General features: G+C 48.4%; 22 protein-coding genes. 5 read left to right on the forward strand and 17 right to left on the reverse strand.

Annotation, left to right across the window (positions count from 1 at the left end):
* The 13 genes from PGS38_RS16540 to PGS38_RS16600 all read right to left on the reverse strand — a co-directional run.
* Positions 1–770, reverse strand: a 770-nt coding sequence (locus PGS38_RS16540) for a recombinase family protein (RefSeq protein WP_270476434.1), incomplete at its 3' end; no start/stop codon positions are given.
* Positions 771–968: a hypothetical protein gene (locus PGS38_RS16545; protein WP_002595176.1), complete on the reverse strand. Its 198-nt coding sequence runs from the start codon at positions 966–968 to the stop codon at positions 771–773.
* Between the two features lie 242 nt (positions 969–1,210).
* Positions 1,211–2,548 (reverse strand): virulence-associated E family protein, encoded by a 1,338-nt coding sequence (locus tag PGS38_RS16550; RefSeq protein ID WP_008394605.1) that lies wholly within the window; start codon positions 2,546–2,548, stop codon positions 1,211–1,213.
* Complete coding sequence (locus tag PGS38_RS16555; protein WP_025544160.1) at positions 2,517–3,161, reverse strand: CHC2 zinc finger domain-containing protein; 645 nt, start codon at positions 3,159–3,161, stop codon at positions 2,517–2,519. The genes PGS38_RS16550 and PGS38_RS16555 overlap by 32 nt, the downstream gene beginning before the upstream one ends.
* Positions 3,162–3,227: 66 nt before the next feature.
* Entirely contained in the window at positions 3,228–4,802 is a 1,575-nt protein-coding gene (mobQ, locus tag PGS38_RS16560; RefSeq protein WP_118639939.1) for a MobQ family relaxase, read from the reverse strand.
* 318 nt (positions 4,803–5,120) lie between these two features.
* A complete protein-coding gene (locus PGS38_RS16565) occupies positions 5,121–6,743 on the reverse strand; it encodes a recombinase family protein (RefSeq protein ID WP_032508026.1) in 1,623 nt (540 codons plus the stop codon).
* Between the two features lie 107 nt (positions 6,744–6,850).
* The gene (locus tag PGS38_RS16570; RefSeq protein WP_004849804.1) at positions 6,851–7,036 is read right to left on the reverse strand and encodes a hypothetical protein; all 186 of its coding nucleotides are present in this window, start codon (positions 7,034–7,036) and stop codon (positions 6,851–6,853) included.
* 270 nt (positions 7,037–7,306) lie between these two features.
* Positions 7,307–8,647, reverse strand: coding sequence for a virulence-associated E family protein (locus PGS38_RS16575; RefSeq protein ID WP_117994939.1), 1,341 nt, complete (start codon positions 8,645–8,647; stop codon positions 7,307–7,309).
* Positions 8,532–9,272 (reverse strand): CHC2 zinc finger domain-containing protein, encoded by a 741-nt coding sequence (locus PGS38_RS16580; RefSeq protein ID WP_044997810.1) that lies wholly within the window; start codon positions 9,270–9,272, stop codon positions 8,532–8,534. Before PGS38_RS16580 ends, PGS38_RS16575 begins: the two co-directional genes overlap by 116 nt.
* Positions 9,273–9,319: 47 nt before the next feature.
* On the reverse strand, positions 9,320–10,792 hold the full coding sequence (gene mobQ, locus PGS38_RS16585; protein ID WP_072850453.1) for a MobQ family relaxase: 1,473 nt from the start codon (positions 10,790–10,792) through the stop codon (positions 9,320–9,322).
* Positions 10,793–10,794: 2 nt separating this feature from the next.
* Positions 10,795–11,112, reverse strand: a complete 318-nt coding sequence (locus tag PGS38_RS16590) for a DUF3847 domain-containing protein (protein WP_019162597.1) — start codon at positions 11,110–11,112, stop codon at positions 10,795–10,797.
* A gap of 284 nt (positions 11,113–11,396) precedes the next feature.
* On the reverse strand, positions 11,397–11,600 hold the full coding sequence (locus tag PGS38_RS16595) for a hypothetical protein (protein WP_004614949.1): 204 nt from the start codon (positions 11,598–11,600) through the stop codon (positions 11,397–11,399).
* Positions 11,601–11,745: 145 nt separating this feature from the next.
* Positions 11,746–11,970 carry a helix-turn-helix domain-containing protein gene (locus PGS38_RS16600; protein ID WP_005362423.1) on the reverse strand — a complete coding sequence of 75 codons (225 nt, stop codon included), beginning with the start codon at positions 11,968–11,970 and terminating at the stop codon, positions 11,746–11,748.
* Between the two features lie 302 nt (positions 11,971–12,272).
* On the opposite strand from PGS38_RS16600, the gene PGS38_RS16605 reads away from it, so the two are divergent.
* The 5 genes from PGS38_RS16605 (at position 12,273) to PGS38_RS16625 (ending at position 18,385) form a co-directional block, all read left to right on the forward strand.
* Positions 12,273–13,313 carry a DUF6076 domain-containing protein gene (locus PGS38_RS16605; RefSeq protein ID WP_024730559.1) on the forward strand — a complete coding sequence of 347 codons (1,041 nt, stop codon included), beginning with the start codon at positions 12,273–12,275 and terminating at the stop codon, positions 13,311–13,313.
* A 90-nt stretch (positions 13,314–13,403) separates the two neighbouring features.
* Positions 13,404–14,075 carry a response regulator transcription factor gene (locus PGS38_RS16610; protein WP_004850543.1) on the forward strand — a complete coding sequence of 224 codons (672 nt, stop codon included), beginning with the start codon at positions 13,404–13,406 and terminating at the stop codon, positions 14,073–14,075.
* The gene (locus PGS38_RS16615) at positions 14,063–15,172 is read left to right on the forward strand and encodes a HAMP domain-containing sensor histidine kinase (RefSeq protein WP_308796015.1); all 1,110 of its coding nucleotides are present in this window, start codon (positions 14,063–14,065) and stop codon (positions 15,170–15,172) included. The genes PGS38_RS16610 and PGS38_RS16615 overlap by 13 nt, the downstream gene beginning before the upstream one ends.
* Before the next feature lie 61 nt (positions 15,173–15,233).
* Positions 15,234–15,908 carry an ABC transporter ATP-binding protein gene (locus PGS38_RS16620; protein ID WP_004850548.1) on the forward strand — a complete coding sequence of 225 codons (675 nt, stop codon included), beginning with the start codon at positions 15,234–15,236 and terminating at the stop codon, positions 15,906–15,908.
* A complete protein-coding gene (locus PGS38_RS16625) occupies positions 15,905–18,385 on the forward strand; it encodes an ABC transporter permease (RefSeq protein ID WP_004850550.1) in 2,481 nt (826 codons plus the stop codon). Before PGS38_RS16620 ends, PGS38_RS16625 begins: the two co-directional genes overlap by 4 nt.
* 134 nt (positions 18,386–18,519) lie before the next feature.
* Here PGS38_RS16625 and PGS38_RS16630 read toward each other — a convergent pair whose 3' ends face one another.
* The 4 genes from PGS38_RS16630 to PGS38_RS16645 all read right to left on the reverse strand — a co-directional run bounded on the left by PGS38_RS16630 (position 18,520) and on the right by PGS38_RS16645 (position 20,127).
* The gene (locus tag PGS38_RS16630; RefSeq protein WP_046442306.1) at positions 18,520–18,786 is read right to left on the reverse strand and encodes a helix-turn-helix transcriptional regulator; all 267 of its coding nucleotides are present in this window, start codon (positions 18,784–18,786) and stop codon (positions 18,520–18,522) included.
* A 525-nt stretch (positions 18,787–19,311) separates the two neighbouring features.
* Positions 19,312–19,608 carry a DUF3847 domain-containing protein gene (locus PGS38_RS16635; protein WP_005927679.1) on the reverse strand — a complete coding sequence of 99 codons (297 nt, stop codon included), beginning with the start codon at positions 19,606–19,608 and terminating at the stop codon, positions 19,312–19,314.
* The gene (locus PGS38_RS16640) at positions 19,601–19,942 is read right to left on the reverse strand and encodes a DeoR family transcriptional regulator (protein WP_005927681.1); all 342 of its coding nucleotides are present in this window, start codon (positions 19,940–19,942) and stop codon (positions 19,601–19,603) included. The genes PGS38_RS16635 and PGS38_RS16640 overlap by 8 nt, the downstream gene beginning before the upstream one ends.
* On the reverse strand, positions 19,939–20,127 hold the full coding sequence (locus PGS38_RS16645) for a hypothetical protein (RefSeq protein WP_005927683.1): 189 nt from the start codon (positions 20,125–20,127) through the stop codon (positions 19,939–19,941). Before PGS38_RS16645 ends, PGS38_RS16640 begins: the two co-directional genes overlap by 4 nt.
* Positions 20,128–20,216 lie beyond the last annotated feature (89 nt).

The raw sequence follows: 20,216 nt of genomic DNA on the forward strand, positions 1-20,216 counted from the left end.
TCCCACATATACCGCCCGTTTTCCGGGTCTTTCTTTTCCCATTTGGTGCGGGTATTGCGAAGCCCCCGTTCCCGGTTCCACCATGTGGGGCAGGGGATTTTTTCTTCCTCCAGCCGTCTGCGGATATAGTTCGGACCATGACCGTTTAGGGCATATCCGAAAATCAGCCGCACAATCGGGGCGGTTTCCTCGTCAATGAGCAGATGGTTTTTGTCCTCCGGGTCTTTCCGATACCCAAACGGGGCAAGACACCCGGTAAACTGTCCTTTCTGCGCTTTCAGAAGATAAGAGGAATGGACTTTCTTGGAAATATCCTTGCTATACATCTCGTTCAGGATATTTTTGAACGGGGCAATATCGTTGTTATCCCGCAAGGTGTCGATACCGTCATTCATGGCGATATAGCGGACACCGTTCCTTGGGAAAAAGTCCTCAATCAAATGCCCTGTTTGCAAATAGTTACGCCCCAGTCGGCTGAGGTCTTTCGTGATGACAAGGTTGATTTGCCTGCGCTCAATGGCTCTCAACATTCTCTGTAAATCAGGACGCTCCATATTAAGACCTGTGAAGCCATCGTCCTGATAGACTGCCACAACCTCCCATCCCTGCTTTTCGCAGTATTTTTCCAGCATATCACGCTGGTTTGCGATACTGGCACTTTCGCCTTGCAGGTCATCGTCCTTTGACAGCCTGCAATAGACCGCCGCACGATAGCCCCCGGCAAGTGCTGAACCGATTGTTCTGTATTCCATTTCGTTCATCATAGCCATTTACCCACACAATCCAGACGGTATCTGGCTCTGTTGAACCTCATCTTCATTATACTTCAAATCTTTCTTTTTAGCAAGATATTCTTTTGTATTTGTTTTGCCGTATTTCTGGGAAATCAGGCTGACGAACACATCGGTGGCGTCCAGTTCCCCGTCAAATACGGTTGTCACTTCAATCTTGGTCTTATTTTTCGCCATAGGCAGTTATCCTCCATACATGAAAATAGCCAGACAGAGAACGGTCGGCAACGAAGTCCGGCAACGGGCTTCAAAAGACCTTGCAAACAATCTCAATCTGGCGTTGATTACTATTTATACTTTTCTTTTATTTTTCTGTTGTTTTGGTTGTCAGAGAGGGAAAAAGCCCGGAAATAAGGGATTTTCCCCGGCAACCGGCTCGGCAACGGGATAGCAACGAAGTCGGCAACGGGCTGTCATTTTCAGAATGGAAGCTCCATCTGCTCTGTGACCTCCACAAAACCGTCCATAGATTTTTCGGGCGGGTTGTCGGTGTCCGTTGCCGGGATTTCACGCTCCCAGCCCTTTTGTCTGCCGTATTCCGCAAACATCCTCGGATTGGAAAAGTAGTTCCACCCGGTAATGCACTGGTTCATTATCTCGTTGATTTCCCGGATTTCCCATTGCTTCGGCTCATCAAAGGTGTGGTTTAAGGCTTCCTTGTAGAGCTGCTTGGAGCAGACCGTTTCCCCGGTGTACTTATCAAGGTAAGCCTGTATCATCCCGGCTTTGGTGTCCTCCGGCATAAAATCCCGCTGGTGTTCTTTGAGATACCGCTGCATGGCTGGGCTGAATGACAGCTTGAACATGCCGCTTCGGTAAATCTCCATTGCTTCCGCCCACATCTGGCTGATATAGGCTCTGGAAGCGGCTTCGTCCTCCAAAATGTGAACCTCGGCTTGCTCCGGGTACACCATGACCGGGATAAATCGGCGGTTGCCGGAACGGTCAAGGGGGAGAAAGTCAAGGGCGTTGGAAGTGCCGCCGAACACGCATTGACGGGGGCGGTCTGCCGGGTGAGTTTCATAGGGAATTTTGTAAACCTCTTTCTGGCGGCTTAGAAAGGACTTGATTTCCTCAATGCTCTTGGCATTGGCGGTTGCCATCATTTCCGACATTTCAATTATCCAGTGACCTTGCAGCTTGCGGTACACGTTATCATCGTCCAGCTTCCGCAAATCATCGGAAAACCACTCGTCCCGGACTGCCAGCAGCCGGAAGAAGGTGGATTTGCCAGCCCCCTGACCGCCTACCAGACACAGCATGATTTCAAACTTGCTTCCGGGCTTAAATGCCCTTGTAATCGCCCCCAGCATGAACAGCTTCAAGGCTTCATAGGTGTAATCGTCCACATCAGCTCCCAGAAAGTGCCGCAGACAGAAGCGGATGCGCTCAGTCCCGTCCCATGCAAGGCTGTTCAGAAAATCCCGGATGGGGTGGTACTTATTCTCATTCGCCACAATCCCGATGGCGGTTTCAATCTTTTTCTCACTGGTAAGCCCGTAGGTTTCCTCCAGATAGAGAAGCAGATACTTCATGTCCGTATCGGTCAGGGCTGTGCTTTCTCTGTGAAAACCGATGGGCTTTATGATGTCCTTGCGGTCGGTCAGGATGTTGTAGGCGATTGCCCCGGCAAGCACAGGGTCACGCTGGAATACGGTCAGGCAGTTCCGTATGCTCTGGCGGACGCCGCCTTTCTCGGTGGTTTCCAGAGTTGCCTTTACTTCCTCAACGCTCTGGGGCGGCTGCATGGCGTTCATGGTGTTTTTTAGTTCTTGCTGCGTCTGCGGCTGCAAGCTCTGCCATTCGCTGTTCAAGCTGTATCACATCCTTTCCGTAGTCCATAATCAAAACCGCTTTTTCCTCTGTCTCCCCGAACAGCAGCACATCCAGCAGATATTCCACATGGGCTTGCTTCTGCAAGGCTTCCACGAACCGGGGATGAAACGCTTCCTCCGGGGAGTGCGGGGCATAGTCGGTTTTCCATACCCGTAAGAGGTGTAGATAATCGGCAAGGACACGGAAGCAATGTGCCTTTGCTTCCCGGAACTGTTCTTCCGGGGATTTCTGCCGGGGCTTGGGCTTCCTTGCCCTGCCCGGTGGCTTCCAGTCCTCATAGGCAAGCCCGAAGTCACTCGCCAACTGTGCGGCGGCTTCCTTTTTCCCCAGCCCGTACAGGGCAGCTACAAAATCAATCACATCCCCATCTGCACCACATCCGAAGCAGTGGAAACGCTTGTCCAGCTTCATGCTGGGGGTCTTATCGTTGTGGAACGGGCAGCAAGCCATCCCGTTTCTGTTTACCCGGATTCCGTAATGCTCCGCAGCCTGTCTTGTCGTAACGGACTGCTTCACAGCTTCAAATACATTCAAATCAATTCCTCCTTGTAAAAAAGAAAAGGCACTTATCATTCTCAATCTGAAAATGGCAAGTGCCTGTTAAAGTTCCATATCCTGTTGTTTGTGTTTCGTCTGCGCCGGGGCGTTTTTCTGTGCTTTCTTCTCGTCAGCCTTATCCTGCAAGACTTCTTTGAGGGGCTGCTTCTTGGGCGGCTCTTTGCTTTCCTCTGTGCCGGGTGTGGCTTTCCGTACCCAGTAGCGGATGTCCCGCAGCTTCTTCAAATCTTCCTGCACCTCGGTCAACGGTACTTTCAAGTCTGCGATTTCGCCCACAAGCTTCGCCTGTTCCTGCAAAAGCTCCTTTTTCGTGCTGTCCTTATCATCCGGGTGCTTGGCAAGGTAGGCACTGGCTTTCTCAAACCGGGCAACCTCCGGGTGTTCCAGCTTGAATTTTTCCTTAGTTTTCTTGAAAAATATCTTCTGGTATTTCTCATAAACGGGCTTACATTCCTTACAGTCCGTCCGGGCGGCAAGGATAGCGTCAATCACGTTGCTGCGGGTTTCCTTTGGCTTCATCTGCTTTCGGTAGTCGGCGGCAGATTTCCCGGACGTTTCTATAAAGTTTTCCAAATCCTCCACGGTGGAAAGTCCCTTTCTCTGAAGATAGGACAGGGCTTCGCTGACTGCCTTTAAGTCTTTGGAAGTTCCACGGTTTTGTCCCGCCCGTGTCCAGTCGCTCCGTTCTGCCTTTCGTACCTCCATGTACTTCATCAACAGATTGGGAAGAAATACCGCTTCCTCCGCAGCTTTTTCCGCAAGCAGTTCTTTTCGTTTTTCACTAAGCTCGATAATCCAGCCTTTGAGATTTTTAATAAGCTGCCGGATAGACTTCATCAGGCTGTTGGCGGCTTTGATTTCCCGGTTCAGATTTCCGATGTTGGTCTGAATCCCTCGCTTTTCCATCTGCCGGACAGCAGCACCCTCATGGACGGTAGGGATAATATCAAGCCCCTGTCTTTCATAAGAACGGAGATCCACCCGCTCCGGGCGGTTGTTGGCTTCCAGATAGCGGTTCTGGATGATCTCCCATTCATGCCGCCAGATTTCACAATACTTGCGGTCGTTCCAGTCAACCGTATCTTCCTTGTGACTTTTCCATCTGCCGGACGGAAGTTTTATCCGTTCCCCGTTCTCGTCAAGGTCATAAACCTTGCGGCTCTTGGGAAGCCATTTCCCATGTTCATCCATTGCCCGCATAGTCAGCATGACATGAGCGTGAGGGTTTCCGTCCCCTTTGTCATGGATGGCAAAATCCACGCACATTCCTTTGGAAACAAACTGCTGATTGCAGAAATCCCGGACAAGGGCGGCGTACTGGTCGGGCGGTATCTCTCTGGGGATGGTAAGCACCCACCGCCTTGCAAGCTGGGAATTCCATTGCTTCTCCACCGCTTCGGCGGCGTTCCATAAAGTATTGCGGTCTGCATACGACCGTGGGGCATTTGCCGGAAGCAAGATTTCATTGTGGACAATACCACGCTTTTCCGGGTAGTGCTTCACTTGCTGGTCGTATTCACAGAACAGCTTTTCGCCGCTTTGGTAAGCAGCGGCGGCAACCGCAGACTGTCGCTGGCTGCGCTGAACAATCGTGATTTCGTTGTGTGGGCAGGGCATTTCGTGTCCCTCCTTTCGGTAATTGGTGGATGGGGTGGCGTTTTACCACCTCATTTGGGGCAGAAAAAAAGCAGGAGACCTTTTCAGATTTCCTGCTCGGTGGTGCCGCCGGTGGGCGGCTGGTATTCAGTTTTGAAAGTTCGGGTCAGGGTGGCCCGATGATGAAATAAAATATCTGCATGAAGATTATTCAACTTCTTTTAGTAATTCTTCAACAGAAATACCGTAAAGTTTTGCAAGTGCAAAAAGATTTGATGTGGAAGGGTCGGATGTTCCCGTTTCCCTTAATTAAAGATATTGTTGGGTAAAAAAGAAAGGTCAGTCGATTTTGCCGATGAAGCGGTAGTAGATTTCTACTTCCTGCTCACGACTTCCGTCCTCGCCCTTGACAGCTTCGTGGACGGTTATTTTTTCAATTAGAGTGTTCAGAAGTTCGGCGGTCAGCTCCACAGGGTTGACATACTGTTTCATTAGGGCAATCCACTTTTCAGCATCCGCTGCGGTCTGTACGGCGGCTTCCATCGTTTCGTGAAGCTGTCTTATTTTTGTTTCAAGTTCCTTTTGCTCGTTCTGGTACTTCTCGGACAGCATATTGAAGTTATACTCGGTTATGCGTCCGGCAGACCAGTCCTCATACATTTTAGCAAACAGCCCGTCAACCTCGGCTTTACGCTTCTCTGCCTTTTTCAGCTCCGCAGCCTGCTTTTTCTTCGCAGAGTTTCTTTCCCTGTCGCTGGCATTGAGCAGCCGTTTCAGCAGCTTGTCCTCGTCTTTCTGTACCATCATAGACCAGTATTGCAGTCTTGCAAGCACATAGGCATACAGTACATCATAGCGGATATAGTGCATGGAACACTGGCGTAATCCCTGTCCGTACTTACTGCAATGGTAGTGTGCATAGGGATTTTTGTTCTGGCTGTTTACACCATAAGCCAATGACCATCCGCAGTCCGCACATTTTACCAGCCCGGAAAATATCTGCGTTGTGCCATTCTTCTGTCGTCTGCGTCTGCTTGCAATCAGCTCCTGAACTTTTTGGAACACTTCTTCGGAAATGATGGCTTCGTGGGTATTTTCCACACGATACCATTCTTCCTGCGGCTTCCGCACCTTTTTCTTGTTCTTGAATGAAATGTTGCTCTGCTTGTTGTGAACGCTGTGACCGATGTAGGTTTCCTCTTTCAAAATGCTCTTGACCTGTGCTATCGTCCACGCATAGGCTTTTTCTGCGGGCGCACCGGCGTAGATATTGGCGAAAGTCCCATATCTTTCATAGTTCAGCCAGCCGGGGGTAGGTACTTTTTCTTCCACCAGAATCCGTGTAATGCTGGCGGCACCCCTCCCGTGTACGGCAAGGTCAAAAATCTTCTCTACAATCCAGCGTGTTTCCGGGTCGATCAGAAGATGACCTTTTTTGTCCGGGTCTTTTACATAGCCCAGCGGTGCATAGGCTCCATAGTGTGCGCCATTGGCAAATCTTGTGTGCATGGCAGCCTTGACCTTTTTGCTGGTCTGTCGGGCGTGCATTTCATTCAGGATGTTTAAGAACGGGGCAAGCTCGCTTTCTCCGTTGATGGTGTCCACATTGTCATTGATGGCAATGTAGCGTACTCCCTTGCTGGGGAAATAGATTTCCGTGTACTGACCGGTCAGGATATAGTTTCTTCCCAGACGGGATAAATCCTTTGTGACAACGCAGTTGATTTTCCCGTCCTCGATGTCATCAATCATCCTTTGGAAACTTGGACGCTCGAAATTTGTCCCGCTCCATCCATCGTCAATGTACTCGTCTACAACGGTCAGCCCATGCTCTGCGGCATACTGCCTAAGCATCATGCGCTGGGTCTGGATACTGCCGCTTTCCCCCTGTAATTCATCGTCACGGCTCAATCTCAAATATAGTGCAGTGTTATAAATCGTTGTATTGTATGGTTGTTTCACGGTTAAAAATCCTCCTTCTAAAAGAAACAACCCACGCTTATACAATACTCGCTGGTACAAGTATATCATAAGCGTGGGCTGATTGACAGTCGTTATTCCGTATTTTTTCAGGAAGCGGCGGCAGCGTGCTGGATCACATCTTCCAGCAGACTGTCAAGCGGCTTCCCATCCTGTGCGAAATGCTCCGATACTTTGATACGGACTTTCCCCATGACAAAATACTGGGTGCCGTCTTTTTCGGTAAGCAGGGTGCCGCTGTTTTTGTTATTGCTCTCGTTTTTGCTTTTTGCCATAGGCAGTTACCTCCATAAATGAAATATGCCCGACAAGGGAATGTCAGGCAGGTGTACAGCCGCAGACTGTCTCCATGTCAACCAAACTGTGTCAACCGGCAGAAAAGACTTTGAAAACAATCCATAGGCGCTCTATGATTACTTTTTACTTTTTCTTTGATTTCTTGGTTGACATGGTTGACAAAGGAGAGAAATGCCCCAAATATCAGGCTTTTCCCCGTCAACCGGCTGTCAACCGAAGCGTTAACCAAACTGTCAACCGGTGGCTTTTCAGAATGGCAGTTCCATTTGCCGGGCTTCTTCTTCCGTGATTTCCTGAAAACCGTCCCCCTCCGGCGGGTCTTGGTTGACACGCTCCCAGCCTTTTTGAGAACCGTATTTCTTATACCGCTTCGGGCTTTTGTAGGCTGCCCAGCCCTGTATGATGCCGCCCGCAATGCCGGTATTCATAATCTCGCAGATTGCCCGTGTCTCCCAGTCTGCCGGGGAATTTAAGTTCCCCAGCGCTTCCTCATAAAGCTGCTTGGAACATACCCTGTCGCCGGTGTAGTCCTCCAAATAGGCGTAGATCATGCCAGCCTGTGTGTCCTCCTGCATGAAGTCCTGCTGATGGGCGTTCAGGTATCGGTTCATTTCCATGCTGAATGACAGCTTATACTTCCCACTGCGGTAAACCGTCATGGCTTCCGCCCACATCTGTTCGATATACGCCCTCGCCGCCGCTTCATCGTCCAGTATGTGAACCTCCGCCCGTTCCGGGTACACCGTCACGGGGAGAAAGCGCCGGTTGCCGGTGCGGTCACGGGGTAAAAAGTCCTGCCGGTTGGTCGTCCCTCCAAATACACATTGCCGCAGCCGGTCTGCCGGATGTGTCTCATACGGCACTTTGTAGGTTTCTTTCTGGCGGCTTAAGAATGACTTGATTTCCTCAATACTCTTGGCGTTGGCTGTGGCGATCATCTCCGACATCTCGATAATCCAATGCCCTTGAAGCTTGCGGTACACATTTTCATCGTCCAGCTTCTTCAAATCGTCTGAAAACCATTCGTCCCTGCCTGCCAGCAGCCGGAAAAAGGTAGATTTCCCGGCTCCCTGACCACCAACCAGACAGAGCATGACCTCAAACTTGCTCCCCGGTCTGAATACCCGCCGGATGGCTCCCATCAGGAACAGTTTCAAGGCTTCATAAGTGTATTCGTCCGTATCGGCTCCCAGAAAGTGATGCAGGGCATAACGGATGCGCTCTGTGCCGTCCCATTGCAGGTTGTTCAGGTAATCCCTGACCGGATGGTAGCGGTTTTCATTGGCAACAATCTTGATGGCGCTCTGCACCTTTTTCTCGCTGATAAGCCCGTAATTTTCTTCCAGATACAAAAGCAGGTAGTTCATGTCCATGTCGGTCAGCGTGGTACTGGTGCGCTCCCAGCCTAGCGGCTTCACAATGTCAATCTGCTCCGTCAAAAGGTTCAGACGCAGCGCCCCACGAAACAGCGGGTCACGCTGGAACACCGTCAGGCAGTTTCGGATGCTGTTCTTCACGCCGCCTTTCTGCGTCCCCTCTAATGTCTCCCGGATTTCTTCCGGTGTCTGCGCCGGTTCCATTGTGTCCATCGTCCTTTTGACCGCTTCCTGCGTTTCCGGCGGCAAGCTCTGAAATTCGCTGTTCAAGCCGCAGCACCTCCTTTCCCTGTGCGGCGATCAATGCCGCTTTTTCTTCTATTTCTCCGTATAACAAAATATCCAAAAGGTATTCTGTGTAGCTTATCCTCTGCAACGCTTCCACAAAAAGAGGATGCCAGATGGCATCCTGCGGCTGTGGGGCGTATGCTGTTTTCCAATGCTCCAGCAGGCGCTGATAATCGCATAGCACCCGGAAACAATACCGTTCCGTTTCCTGAAATCTCTGCTCCGCTGATTTTTGCCGGGGCTGTGACCTGTTGTGACGCTTCCTATCTGGCGGCGCATTGCCGGATTTCTCATAGGAAACGCCGAAGTCCTCCGCAAGCCTGACCGCAGCTTCCCGTTTCCCCAATCCATGCAGCAAAGCGGCAAAGTCGATCACATCCCCGGAAGCCCCGCAGCCGAAGCAGTAAAAGCGGCTGTCCACTTTCATGCTGGGCGTGCGGTCATTGTGGAATGGACAGCAGACCATGCCGTTTCTCCCCACCCGGATTCCATAGAATGAAGCAGCCTGCCGTGTGGTAACAGACTGTTTCACCGCTTCAAATACATTCAAATGCTCCCTCCGTAAAAATACCGGTAGCGGTAAAGCTGCCGGTTATATCATAGCTCCATCTCATGTTTCTTTCTCTGTACTTCCTGTGGCTGCTCCCTCCGGCGCAGTGCGGTATCTACGGCGTTCTGCACCTGCCGCAGCCGTATGACTTCCTCCCGGAGTGGCTTGTGCTGCGGAGACAGTTCGGCATACTCTGTTTTTAACTGTGCGTATTCCTGTTTCCATGCTTTCAGGGCAATGGGTTTTCCGTCCAGTTTTTCTTTCAGAATACGGCGGGCGGCATAAAACAGCCGTAACTCCGCATCGTGGGATGTTTCAAATTTCTCCCTCTGTTTCTTAAACTTGATATTGTTCAATTCCGTATGGACAGGTTTTAGCCGCTGGTAATTCTCGCCCTCCCGTATCAATTCCTGCAATTCCTTTATCCTGGCAGATTTCTTTTTCATGGAGCCGCTTAATGCTTCAAATTCTTCACTGACAGAGGAAAGACGCTCCTGCAAATCCTCTAATGTGAGCAGCTTGTTTTCCGTCAGATAATTGACGGCTTCGGCAAACTGCTTTAAGTTTCCGGTTCTGGCTTTATTGCTCCATGCCCCTGCGTTGCGCTGGTTGTAATAAGCGATCAGCAGGTCGGCAAGGTTCGGTGTCTGTGGTTTGGAAAGTTCTTCTTTTACCTCTGCCATCCAGACAAACAGGGCTTTGATCTTCTTCCTCACATCCTGCATGAGCCGGTTGGTGGCTTTAATCCAGCGGTTCAGTTCCCCTTTCTCGGTGCGGATGCCCTTTGCTTCCATCTGCCGGACATTAGCTCCCTCGTGGACAGTAGGTATCAGGTCAAGCCCCTGCCGCACATAGGAACGGTGGTCGATACGCACATCCAGTCCTTTTTCCTCAAATTTTGTATTAACGGCAGCCGCCCACTGCTCCCGCCAGTGTTCCAGTGTTTCCGGCTCGTGCCAGTCTGTTGTGTGGACAGCATTAAACATATAATCGCCATTTTTATCCCGGATTCGGTTTCCATCTTCATCAAGAAGATATTCCCGCCGCTGTTTTTGTCCCCATGTGCCATCCGGGTTCAAAGGGCGCATTGTTGTCATCACATGGAAATGCGGGTTTGGGATACCGCCGTCCTCTTTCTCCGGACTGTGAAAAGCAAGATCGGCAATCATGCCTTTTGCCACAAACTGCTCCTGCACGAACTTCCTCGCCAGCTCCATGTTTTCTTCCAGCGTCAATTCATTCTGCATGGCAATATCAAATGAATAGGCAAGCTGTGCTTTTGGATGTTTCTCGCAGTTCTCCACAGCATTCCAGAGGGTCGCCCGGTCAAGATATATTTCCGGCGCATGGGGCGGCAGCATGATTTCCGAAGCGATCACGCCGCCCTTTTTGGTGTAGTCGCTGACTTCTCCATAGTAGCTGCTGTAAAGACGCTCCCCGGCTCGGTAGGCTGCGCTTGCAATGGCGCTCTGACCGGCGCTGCGCTTTATCTGTGCGATTGAAAAATGATAAAGTGCTATCCTTAGTCACCGCCTTTCTCCTGCCCGGAAATACGGGCGTGGTTTTCTGCGGCAGACCGGATGAAAGGCTCCGCCTGCGGCAGATTCAAAATGCTTTCCATGAGGGAATAAAATTCCGTTTCGGTCAGCTCCTTTGTCTGTGGCACAATGCTCTCAACGGCTGCCCCACGGGTAATCAGCCGGTGCGTCCTCTGTTTCCGGGAACCGCTTTCCAGATACGCCTGCCGGTTTTTCAAACGCTGCATTTTCCGTTTTTCCCGTTCCAGCAGGACAGTGGTTTTTTCATATTCCTGCTTTAACTGTTCCAAAGATTTTTCCATGTTCTCACATCCTTTGCTTATAAGATAAAGAAAGACCATCCGCAGACAGTCTGTGTCAGTGCTTCTATAAAGCCCGATGAAAAGGGAAAACCACAGAGCGGATTTCTCTTTGCGGCGGGTACACAGGGGATAGCCGCTTTAGCGGCGCAAGGGGGTGTAGCCACCTTGTCGGAGCAAAGCGAACGCAGACCTCGGATTGCTGATTTTATCAGCGGCAGAGGTAAGCTCCGCAGGACGCACGATACATGGTCTTTAGACTATGTATAGAAGTGCGCCCTTAGTTCCTAAGGGATTTTGCCGTTTCCGGCAGTCTTGTCCTTTTTCTTGGAACGCTTGGAAAGATACTTCGGGCAGTCAACCACAACCGCCCGGAAGCTCTGTTTACATTCGTGCTGGCATTTCCGGCACAGTTCGTTGTAAGTGATACGGCTGCGGTCATTTAAGAAGAAAGACCATTCCAGCCGTCGCTTGTTGCTCATTCTTGCCATAACCGGCTCCTTTCTCCGTTTCTATCTGATGTACGCAGATAGGCTGTTTTGGTGTAGCGTCTCGGTATCATTTTTAAGGTTTTTCCCTCTGTATGCCCCTTTGGAAAGTGCGGCAGTATTGCAGTCAGGGAATGATACCTCACGCTTATTTGTCACTTCCCGGTACGGTTTCGGAGCCTTTTGCCATCCATTCAAAGAAAGCAATCTTGCTGACCTTGATAAGCCTGCCCCTGCGGAACGCCGGAAAGCCGGGGGTGTGTACCAGCTCATAGGCGCTCGCTCTTGAAATTCCCATAATCCGCTGGATGTCCGCCACATCCAGAACCAGCGGTAAATCCTCGTAGCTGTTCAATCTCTTTTTATCGTTCATTCTGTTCCTCCCATAAATCAAATAGGTTAAAATGCTTCCTGTTGCCGTTCTCCCCAAAATCCGTTTTCCTGCCCCATTCCTGCGGTGTTTCCCTGCATTGGTGCGCCGGATGCGTCACTTCTCCTGCCGGTCATATCCTTTTTGGACGGTCATTCACTTGTCAAAGTACTGTTTGGTACGAAATTACCAACTGCAATCATCATAGCGGACTATCCTTGACAAAACAATGCTTCTGCGATACCATGAGTGTAATGGATATAACTAAATTATATAATTACCATAAACAAAGGCAGGGGATAGGGATGGAGAATCAATTTATACGGCATGAGCCATGTTTTGAAAGGATTTTGTTTGTCCTGACGCTGGACAGGAAGAAAATGAAAGAACGGATTTTGATTGGGGAAGAACAGCAGATCCGCTTCCGTTTGAACGGGAGCCAAAACGCAGAGGTGCTTTGTGATATGACACGCCCACTGGGAACTTTTTTGATAAACTTTGAGCGTGACACGGACAGAGACTGGAACTTATACGGGCTTTCTCCGCTGCGGCAAGCCCTCCACTCCAACCGATGGGAACAGCCGGAGCTGGAGCAGGCGGCAAGCGAATTTCTTTGGGAGAAATATCTTAGCAACGACCCTCTGAAAATGTATGTGGCGTTCCGTATCTGGAACAGCTATCTGCTTGCCAGAGAACCCCGTGACCGTAACGCTGCCTGTGACCGCTTCATGGATAAAATGAGCAGCCTGACCGGTGTATTCCATAACGAAACCATGAGCTTTGACAGGGAGACAGGAAAACCGAAACATTTTCAAGCTGGCAGCCTTTATTTCAAAGGCGCACCGTCAGAAGATACCCGGCTTGACCTCTGGTTCCCGGACAACCGGCGCACAGAAGAATGTGTGTCTGCCTATGCGTCCCTCTACCCGTTGATTACCTATTATCTGAACAGGCTGAATGACTGGGGGCTTTGCTTCCGGCGGTGCAAGGTTTGTGGAAAATATTTTCTGGCAAAGAGCCAGCGGTATGAGCTGTGCAGCGACAATTGCCGAAAAGCACAGGCGCTTCAAAACAAGCGGGAATTTGACGAGAGGGCAAGAGAAAATAACTATGACCTGCTTTATAAAAATGAATGCCAGAACTGGCGCAATAAGATCAACAAAGCGAAGAGGACAGCGGGATTCCCGGCTGACCAGCTGGAAGAAATGCTGACTGCTTTTGAAGCGTTCAAGAAAGAAGCATTGAAGAGAAAAAAGGCTGTAAAAGAAAAGACAGCCAGCCCGAAAGAATTTACGGACTGGCTGTATCAGCAGAGTAATATTATAATAAATTTATCAGTCTATTGATTTTATACTTTCCTGACGGCAAAAGTTTGAGCGTTTTTTGAGATTTGGCTGTTACGATAAATATTATGAATTGCAAATGGAGATGATAGCATGAAACAAAGGCTTCTTATTGTTGATGATGAACCGGGAATTGTAGATATGATGGCGAGTTATTTTTCTTCTCAATATGAGGTGTTGACCGCTTATTGCGGAAATGAAGCACTTCAAAAATTAGCAAGACAGCCCGATTTAATCCTGCTCGACATCAATATGCCGGACATAGACGGATTGACCCTTTGTCAGAAAATTCGGGAGCTTATTACTTGCCCCATTCTTTTTTTGACGGCAAGGGTCGAATCTGCCGATAAAATCATCGGCTTTCAGGCAGGTGCCGACGATTATATCATTAAGCCTTTTGATTTGGACGAATTAGGGGCGAGAGTTGCCGCACATCTGAGGAGGGAGCAGCGACACAGGAATAAAGCGACAATTCGCTTCTTTGGTGAACTGACGATTGATTATTCAGCCCGAACCGTCACAGTGGCGGGTGAACCTGTTGCTTTATCAAAAAGGGAATTTGATATTGTGGAGCTGCTTTCGCTGAATGCCGGACAGGTATTTGACCGGGAGCGTATTTATGAAACAGTGTGGGGACTTGACGGCGAGGGTAACAGTGATACTGTCATGGAACATATCAGGAAAATCCGGGCGAAGCTGGCTGCTTGTACGCTTCACAGTTATATTGATACAGTTTGGGGGTGTGGTTATCGGTGGAACGTCTGAAAAATATGGAATTAAAGAAAACTTTTCTCGTCCTATCTGCTTCCTGTGTTTTGGTGGCTCTCCTGATGTTAGGCTTAGTCTTTATGATATGCAATTCAATCAGCAGCAACTTTCCCTCCGGTGGAATAGAAATTTTAGCAGACGGTTCAATCGTTAAAATGGAAACCCCCACAGAGACCCAGCAAAATATATTGTCCATGCTTGGAATCATTCAAATTGTGTCCTGCATTGTTCTCCCTATGGGCGGGCTGGCTCTATCCGGCATATTATATTATCATATCAAATTGAAACAGCCGATCTCCACGCTACGGAATGGGATTTCACGGATTCGGAACCATGACCTTGACTTTTCTATGCCTGTCCATTCTGATGATGAATTGGGGCAGCTCTGCACCGCCTTTGATACTATGCGCGAAGAACTTCTGAAATCAAATCAGGAACTGTGGCGGCAGGCAGAAGAACGGAAAAGGCTAAATGCCGCCTTTTCCCATGACTTGCGCAATCCGATCACGGTCTTAAAGGGAACTATAAAATTACTGCGGCAGGGAACAGCAGATGAACAAGCCATTGACAGATTGGAAAGCTATACATTACGGATTGAACAGTATGCAGAAGCTATGAGTAGCATCCAACGATTAGAACAAATGCCGGTGCGGATAAACGAGTATTCCTATTCACTGCTACATTCTGAATTAGAGGAAACAGCAAAAATTCTTGCAGGAGCATTAGAACCGTCTGTTTCCGCACCTGATAAGGGGACAATACAATTAGATCATGGATTGGTTTTAACCGTTGCTGAAAATCTAATTGGAAATGCGGCTCGGTTTGCAAAGAGTAAAATTGAAATTCATTTGGAACGGAAAGGAAACTTCTTGCATCTATCAGTTACAGACGATGGGCCAGGCTATCCTGTGGAGTTAATACAAAGCGGCCCGAAACCGTTTGGAAAAATGAAAGAAGACTCCGCACACTTTGGTATGGGGCTATACAGCAGCCAGATACTATGTCTGAAGCATGGAGGAACACTTACACTGGAAAACAGCAAAAGTTATGGCGCAACGGCTACTGCTTCTTTCCAAATAAATCAGAAACCTTGAGCGTTTTTTGAGATTTCTGTTTTACACTCTCCTTATATTATAAACAAGGAGAGTGTTTTTTATGAACATTGAAGCAAAGGAACTATCGAAAATCTACGGCAGCGGCGAGAGCCGTGTCGTTGCGTTGGATAAAGTCAACCTTGAAATTGCATCCAGCGATTTTATTTCTATTATGGGACCATCTGGCAGCGGCAAAAGTACCTTGCTCCACCTGCTGTCTGGACTGGACAAGCCGACTTCCGGCAGTCTGACATACGATGGAAAAGACATTTATCGTTTTAATGACAAAGAACTGTCCTCATTTCGCCGTCGGCGCATCGGATTTATCTTTCAGCAATTCAATCTTCTCCCTGTGCTGACCGCAAAAGAAAACATCATCATGCCCCTGCTTCTGGACAAAAAGCAGCCGGACGAAGTATATCTAAATCAGCTTACGGATTTGTTAGGTATTCGTGAACGGCTGACCCATTTGCCCCATGAACTTTCCGGCGGTCAGCAACAGCGTGTAGCGATTGCCCGCGCCCTGATCGCAAAGCCGGATATTATTTTTGCTGACGAACCGACTGGAAATCTGGACAGCAAGAGCGGCGGCGAGGTTATGGAAATGCTGCAAAGCATATGGAAAAAGATGGGGAAAACGCTTGTTATCATCACTCACGACAGCCGCATTGCAAGAATGGCAGACCGGCAATTTGTAATTGTGGACGGTGTTCTTTCGGAGGTGACAGCAAGATGAAATCTTATTTAGCTCTTGCATGGAAAGAACTGAAAGCACAGAAAATCACGGCAATCCTGATCTTGGTTGCAGTTATCATGTCCACGATTATGACGACAGTGATCGGTCAGTCTATTGGTATATTGCAATCCATGCGTATTCAGCAGGCGGCGGGTCTGAACGGAAACCGTTATGCAACCTTTCATCAGCTTGGCAAGGAACAAGCGCAAAAGCTGCATGAAGATGATCGCCTATATGATGTAGGCGATACGATCTTTATCGGCAGCACACCATTAGGCAACAGTAGTTTATCTTTATATCTTCGGGAATATCACGATAACGCATTATCTATGTACCCGGCAATCGGAAACGTAAAAGAGGGACGATTACCAGAGGAAGCGATTGAGATTGCCCTGTCGGAGGATGCGCTTCAATATCTTGGATTGGACGCTGTAATTGGCGATACCGTTTCTCTGGATTTGAGTGTTTCCGTTATGGATGGATCGCTGTCAGAGTTAGAATATTCTGCTGATTTTGTATTGACGGGCATTCTGGAAAGCAGCTATATCGGCTACGCATCTGGTACGGTTGAGGGGATTGTCGGTGAGGGAACCGCAGAAGAACTGTTGCCAGAAGAGTATCTGCTTTATTCCACAGATTTTAAGACTTATGACAAGCAAAATTTTCAAAGCATCATTTATGCTCTCGCAGAAGATTTGAACGTGGATGAACGGTATATCCAATATAACTGGGTTTTGCTTGACGCTATTGGTATTTCCTATGATGAAGCGGCAGACAGCGATACCGGTACGGGATTTTCATTTATGACTGCGGCGTGTATTTTGGTGGGTGTTCTGGTCTTGCTGGCGGCTGGGCTGGTAATCTACAACATTCTGAAAATCTCTATCACAAAACGCATCAAAGAATACGGAACACTTCGTGCGATTGGTGGAGAACGAGGGCAAATCTATCGTTTGGTTTCTTTGCAGCTTTTGATTCTCTGTGGAGCCGGTATTCCTATCGGATTGCTGCTCGGTATATTGTCGGCAAAAGGTGTATTGATTGCGGCTACGGGGCTTCTCAATCCCGATCTGTTCATGGCAAACAGCACTTCCGAATTGAACTCTGCAATCAACACCGCCAGTACGGTAAAACTACCGATGCTCTTTGCCAGTATCGCAGTCATACTTCTGTTTGCTCTGCTGGCTGCCTTTCCTGCTGCCCGGTACGCATCCCATGTATCTCCTACTGTTGCTATGTCGGGGCAGACTGTGAAAATCAAACGCAGGATAAAAAGGAACCGCAACATCCGTAATTTTGAAGCCTATTATGCAAGGCTCAACCTAAAACGAGGGCGTGGAAGAACAGCAGTTACCATTCTGTCTTTGGTTATGAGTATTACCGTATTTGTTGCCTTGCAGAGCTTTACAGGGCTGCTTGATGCCAGCAGTTCCGTTCAGGACATGTATTTCAGCGACTATGCAGTTACAAATGAAACCGTTGGCATCCCATCAGAAGCCGTAAAAACATTAGCGGAAAATGACGCAGTAGAAAGTGTTTCCACTACACGGCTTTCTGTATTTATGCCAGGTGCCGGTGATATACTGCCCTTTGAAACTGATCTTTCCGTACAGAGCCATGAAACCTTGCAGCTTGTAAATGTGGATGAAGCACAATTACAAATCTATGCTCCTAACTTGTCTGCTCAGGATAAACAGGCTTTGAAAGATGGAACAGGCTGCCTTGTAAAAAATCCCATTGCCTTTTCTTATGGAGATACAACTGTTCAGCAGACTGATCTTACCGTAGGTGATACCATTCAACTGGGAGACAGAACACTTCCTGTATTAGGATTGATCGATACAGCAATCACAATCAATAATGATGGCTTTACGAATGGTGTTCAACTCATCGTGAATGACGAAATATACTGTTCACTGCTCGGAAACGACAGTTATTCAGAAGTCTATCCTACATTACAGGATAACGCCGATACAGATACCTTTGAAAGCTGGTTGGATAGCTGGTGCAGCAATTATCCAGGAACACATTGGCTTTCCTATCTCCAAAGCAGCAATGAGATGATAGAAAGCTTTGAACAGATCAAAATGCTGTGCTGGGTGCTTATCATCTTTATCGGTATCATTGGCATCCTGAACATCATCAATACCGTTTACAGCAATATTCATACTCGTGTCGGTGAAATCGGGATGCAGCGGGCTATTGGAATGAGTGCCGCAAGCCTTTATAAAACATTTCTGTGGGAGGGCGCTTATTACGGTATCATTGCGTCAGTGATTGGAGCAGTGTTTGGCTATGTCTGCTGTATCTTTGTCGGAGCAGCACAGACCGATGCTTTACAGCTTGTCGCTGTTCCGGTTATGGCGATTGTGGAAGCTGCGATTATTTCTATTGTGGCCTGCCTGCTTGCAACGGCAATTCCTCTGCGTTCTATTGCAAGAATGAGCATTGTGGATTCTATTGAGACTGTTGAATAATATCAAAAACGACAATTAAAACAAGAAATCCCCCATAAAGCAAACCTTGTTGCTTATGGGGGATTTCTGTATGTTCTTTTGGGGTGTGCTAAGTCCCGTATAAGCGTGGTGTTGTTATGTTTGGTGTGGTATCTTTAACTATGGGAAACTCCATTTTCCCATTTTGAAACAGCCTGCCTGCTAACACCAATCGTTTCAGCAACAAATTCCTGCGTCATTTTGCACTGTGTTCTGTGTACTTTGAGTGCTTCACCCAACGATTTCCTCACTACGGATTTTTCCTGCCGTACATCTTTTGAATGGATATATTTGAGTAATGCACGAACAATAAGGGTAAGCAAACCAACAAAGATACATAAGAAAATTATTCCAACGATTATCATAAATACGGTTACTTTCATTTGACCACCTCCTAATGTTGCTGTTGGCTTCATTTCTCTGTACGGATATATTTAAGCAATGCACGAATAACAAGGATAAGCAAGCCGACAAAGATACATGAGAAAACTATTCCGACTACAATCATAATGATGTTTACTAACATTTGGATGACCTCCTTTCTTTGTTGGCTTTATTCTATCTGAATTACCGTGTTGCTACCACCAACTATCAAGCAATTATCAGTTGCATATCGGTTGCACAATGATAGCGTTCTGTTTTTTGACCTTATTATACTAAATTACCGTAGATAAGGATAGCTCGACTGATAAAACTTGCTGGACGGGAACAGCTTGCAGCGCAAGGTGTTTCCGGGCGGCAAGTCCACAAAAGGGTAGCTGGCGACAGCCAGCGCAGGGGAAGCGTAGCGTCCCCTGTATGATTTGGAGCAGACCATGACTGCGGAAAATCACAGCCCTCCGGCGAGGAGCCTTCGGAGAACGCAATGCACCAACCTTTGGGTGGTGTATAATTGCGCCCTTAGTAAACTAAGGGGGTTCCGGCATCTCCCGTTCCAGCAGTTTTTTCAATAGTTCCTGCGTGTCCTGTCTGTGAAAAATGAGTTTCAACAACAGCATGACATCATCATCTGTCAGGCGTTCCGGCTCTTGCAGAAAACTTTCCAGCATACCGCCACGGGTACAGAGCCGGTGCGTCCGTTCCTTTCGGGTAAGCTGTTTCAACTGGTGCTGCAATGCCTTTTCATCATTGATGGCTTTCCGCAGTTTCTTTTCGCTTTTTTCCAACTCCCGATTGAGTTTTTCCAGCTTTGAGGTATCAGGCAAGGGCAGCGTCCTCCTTTCCCGGTATCAGCACATAAATCCGGTTTGGTTCTCCAATGCCCTGACGCACCCGCATGATAAGTCCGGCAGTTTCCAGTTCATTCAGAGAACGCTTGACCGTCATGGAGCTGCGGGACAGGACTGCGGCAATGGCTGTGACAGGGAAGCAGACAAAGAGGATTCCGTTCTCGTCCTCCTGCCCTTTGGAGAGCATAGCGTCCAGCATCCGGCAGTACATGACCTTTGCGGTGCTGCTGACTGGAAATCCTGTCAACGCTCTGGGAAAAGGCATACAGGGCGGCAATGGTGTGTCTATCGTCATAAATTCAAAATTCATTCTGTGTGTTCCTCCTTTTTCTTTGCTCGTTTGGATAAATAACAGGGGCAGTCAATCACAACCGCCCGGAAGCTCTGCTTGCACCCATGCTGGCATTTCCGGCATAATTCGTTGTAAGTGACACGCCCCCGGTCATTGAGGTAAAAGGAAAGCTCATACTTCCTCTTTTTGCTCATTCTCGGCATATTGCGCTTCCTCCCGTTTTAGTGTATGGTTTCGGGGCGATTTTCGGTAAAATTACAGCCATAGAGCCGCTTAAAATCTCCCGAAGTAT

It is taken from the genome of Fusicatenibacter saccharivorans, from assembly GCF_027667425.1.
Taxonomy (GTDB): Bacteria; Bacillota; Clostridia; order Lachnospirales; family Lachnospiraceae; genus Fusicatenibacter; species Fusicatenibacter saccharivorans.

What these genes read in the sequence shown, in the direction of transcription:
- mobQ (WP_118639939.1), bottom strand. Translation starts at nt 4,802, where the DNA reads ATGCCCTGCCCACACAACGAAATCACGATTGTTCAGCGCAGCCAGCGA.
- PGS38_RS16550 (WP_008394605.1), bottom strand. Translation starts at nt 2,548, where the DNA reads ATGAACGCCATGCAGCCGCCCCAGAGCGTTGAGGAAGTAAAGGCAACT.
- PGS38_RS16545 (WP_002595176.1), bottom strand. Translation starts at nt 968, where the DNA reads ATGGCGAAAAATAAGACCAAGATTGAAGTGACAACCGTATTTGACGGG.
- PGS38_RS16630 (WP_046442306.1), bottom strand. Translation starts at nt 18,786, where the DNA reads ATGAAAGTAACCGTATTTATGATAATCGTTGGAATAATTTTCTTATGT.
- PGS38_RS16640 (WP_005927681.1), bottom strand. Translation starts at nt 19,942, where the DNA reads ATGAATTTTGAATTTATGACGATAGACACACCATTGCCGCCCTGTATG.
- PGS38_RS16600 (WP_005362423.1), bottom strand. Translation starts at nt 11,970, where the DNA reads ATGAACGATAAAAAGAGATTGAACAGCTACGAGGATTTACCGCTGGTT.
- PGS38_RS16575 (WP_117994939.1), bottom strand. Translation starts at nt 8,647, where the DNA reads ATGGACACAATGGAACCGGCGCAGACACCGGAAGAAATCCGGGAGACA.
- PGS38_RS16645 (WP_005927683.1), bottom strand. Translation starts at nt 20,127, where the DNA reads ATGCCGAGAATGAGCAAAAAGAGGAAGTATGAGCTTTCCTTTTACCTC.
- PGS38_RS16610 (WP_004850543.1), top strand. Translation starts at nt 13,404, where the DNA reads ATGAAACAAAGGCTTCTTATTGTTGATGATGAACCGGGAATTGTAGAT.
- PGS38_RS16625 (WP_004850550.1), top strand. Translation starts at nt 15,905, where the DNA reads ATGAAATCTTATTTAGCTCTTGCATGGAAAGAACTGAAAGCACAGAAA.
- PGS38_RS16620 (WP_004850548.1), top strand. Translation starts at nt 15,234, where the DNA reads ATGAACATTGAAGCAAAGGAACTATCGAAAATCTACGGCAGCGGCGAG.
- PGS38_RS16605 (WP_024730559.1), top strand. Translation starts at nt 12,273, where the DNA reads ATGGAGAATCAATTTATACGGCATGAGCCATGTTTTGAAAGGATTTTG.
- PGS38_RS16570 (WP_004849804.1), bottom strand. Translation starts at nt 7,036, where the DNA reads ATGGCAAAAAGCAAAAACGAGAGCAATAACAAAAACAGCGGCACCCTG.
- PGS38_RS16595 (WP_004614949.1), bottom strand. Translation starts at nt 11,600, where the DNA reads ATGGCAAGAATGAGCAACAAGCGACGGCTGGAATGGTCTTTCTTCTTA.
- PGS38_RS16590 (WP_019162597.1), bottom strand. Translation starts at nt 11,112, where the DNA reads ATGGAAAAATCTTTGGAACAGTTAAAGCAGGAATATGAAAAAACCACT.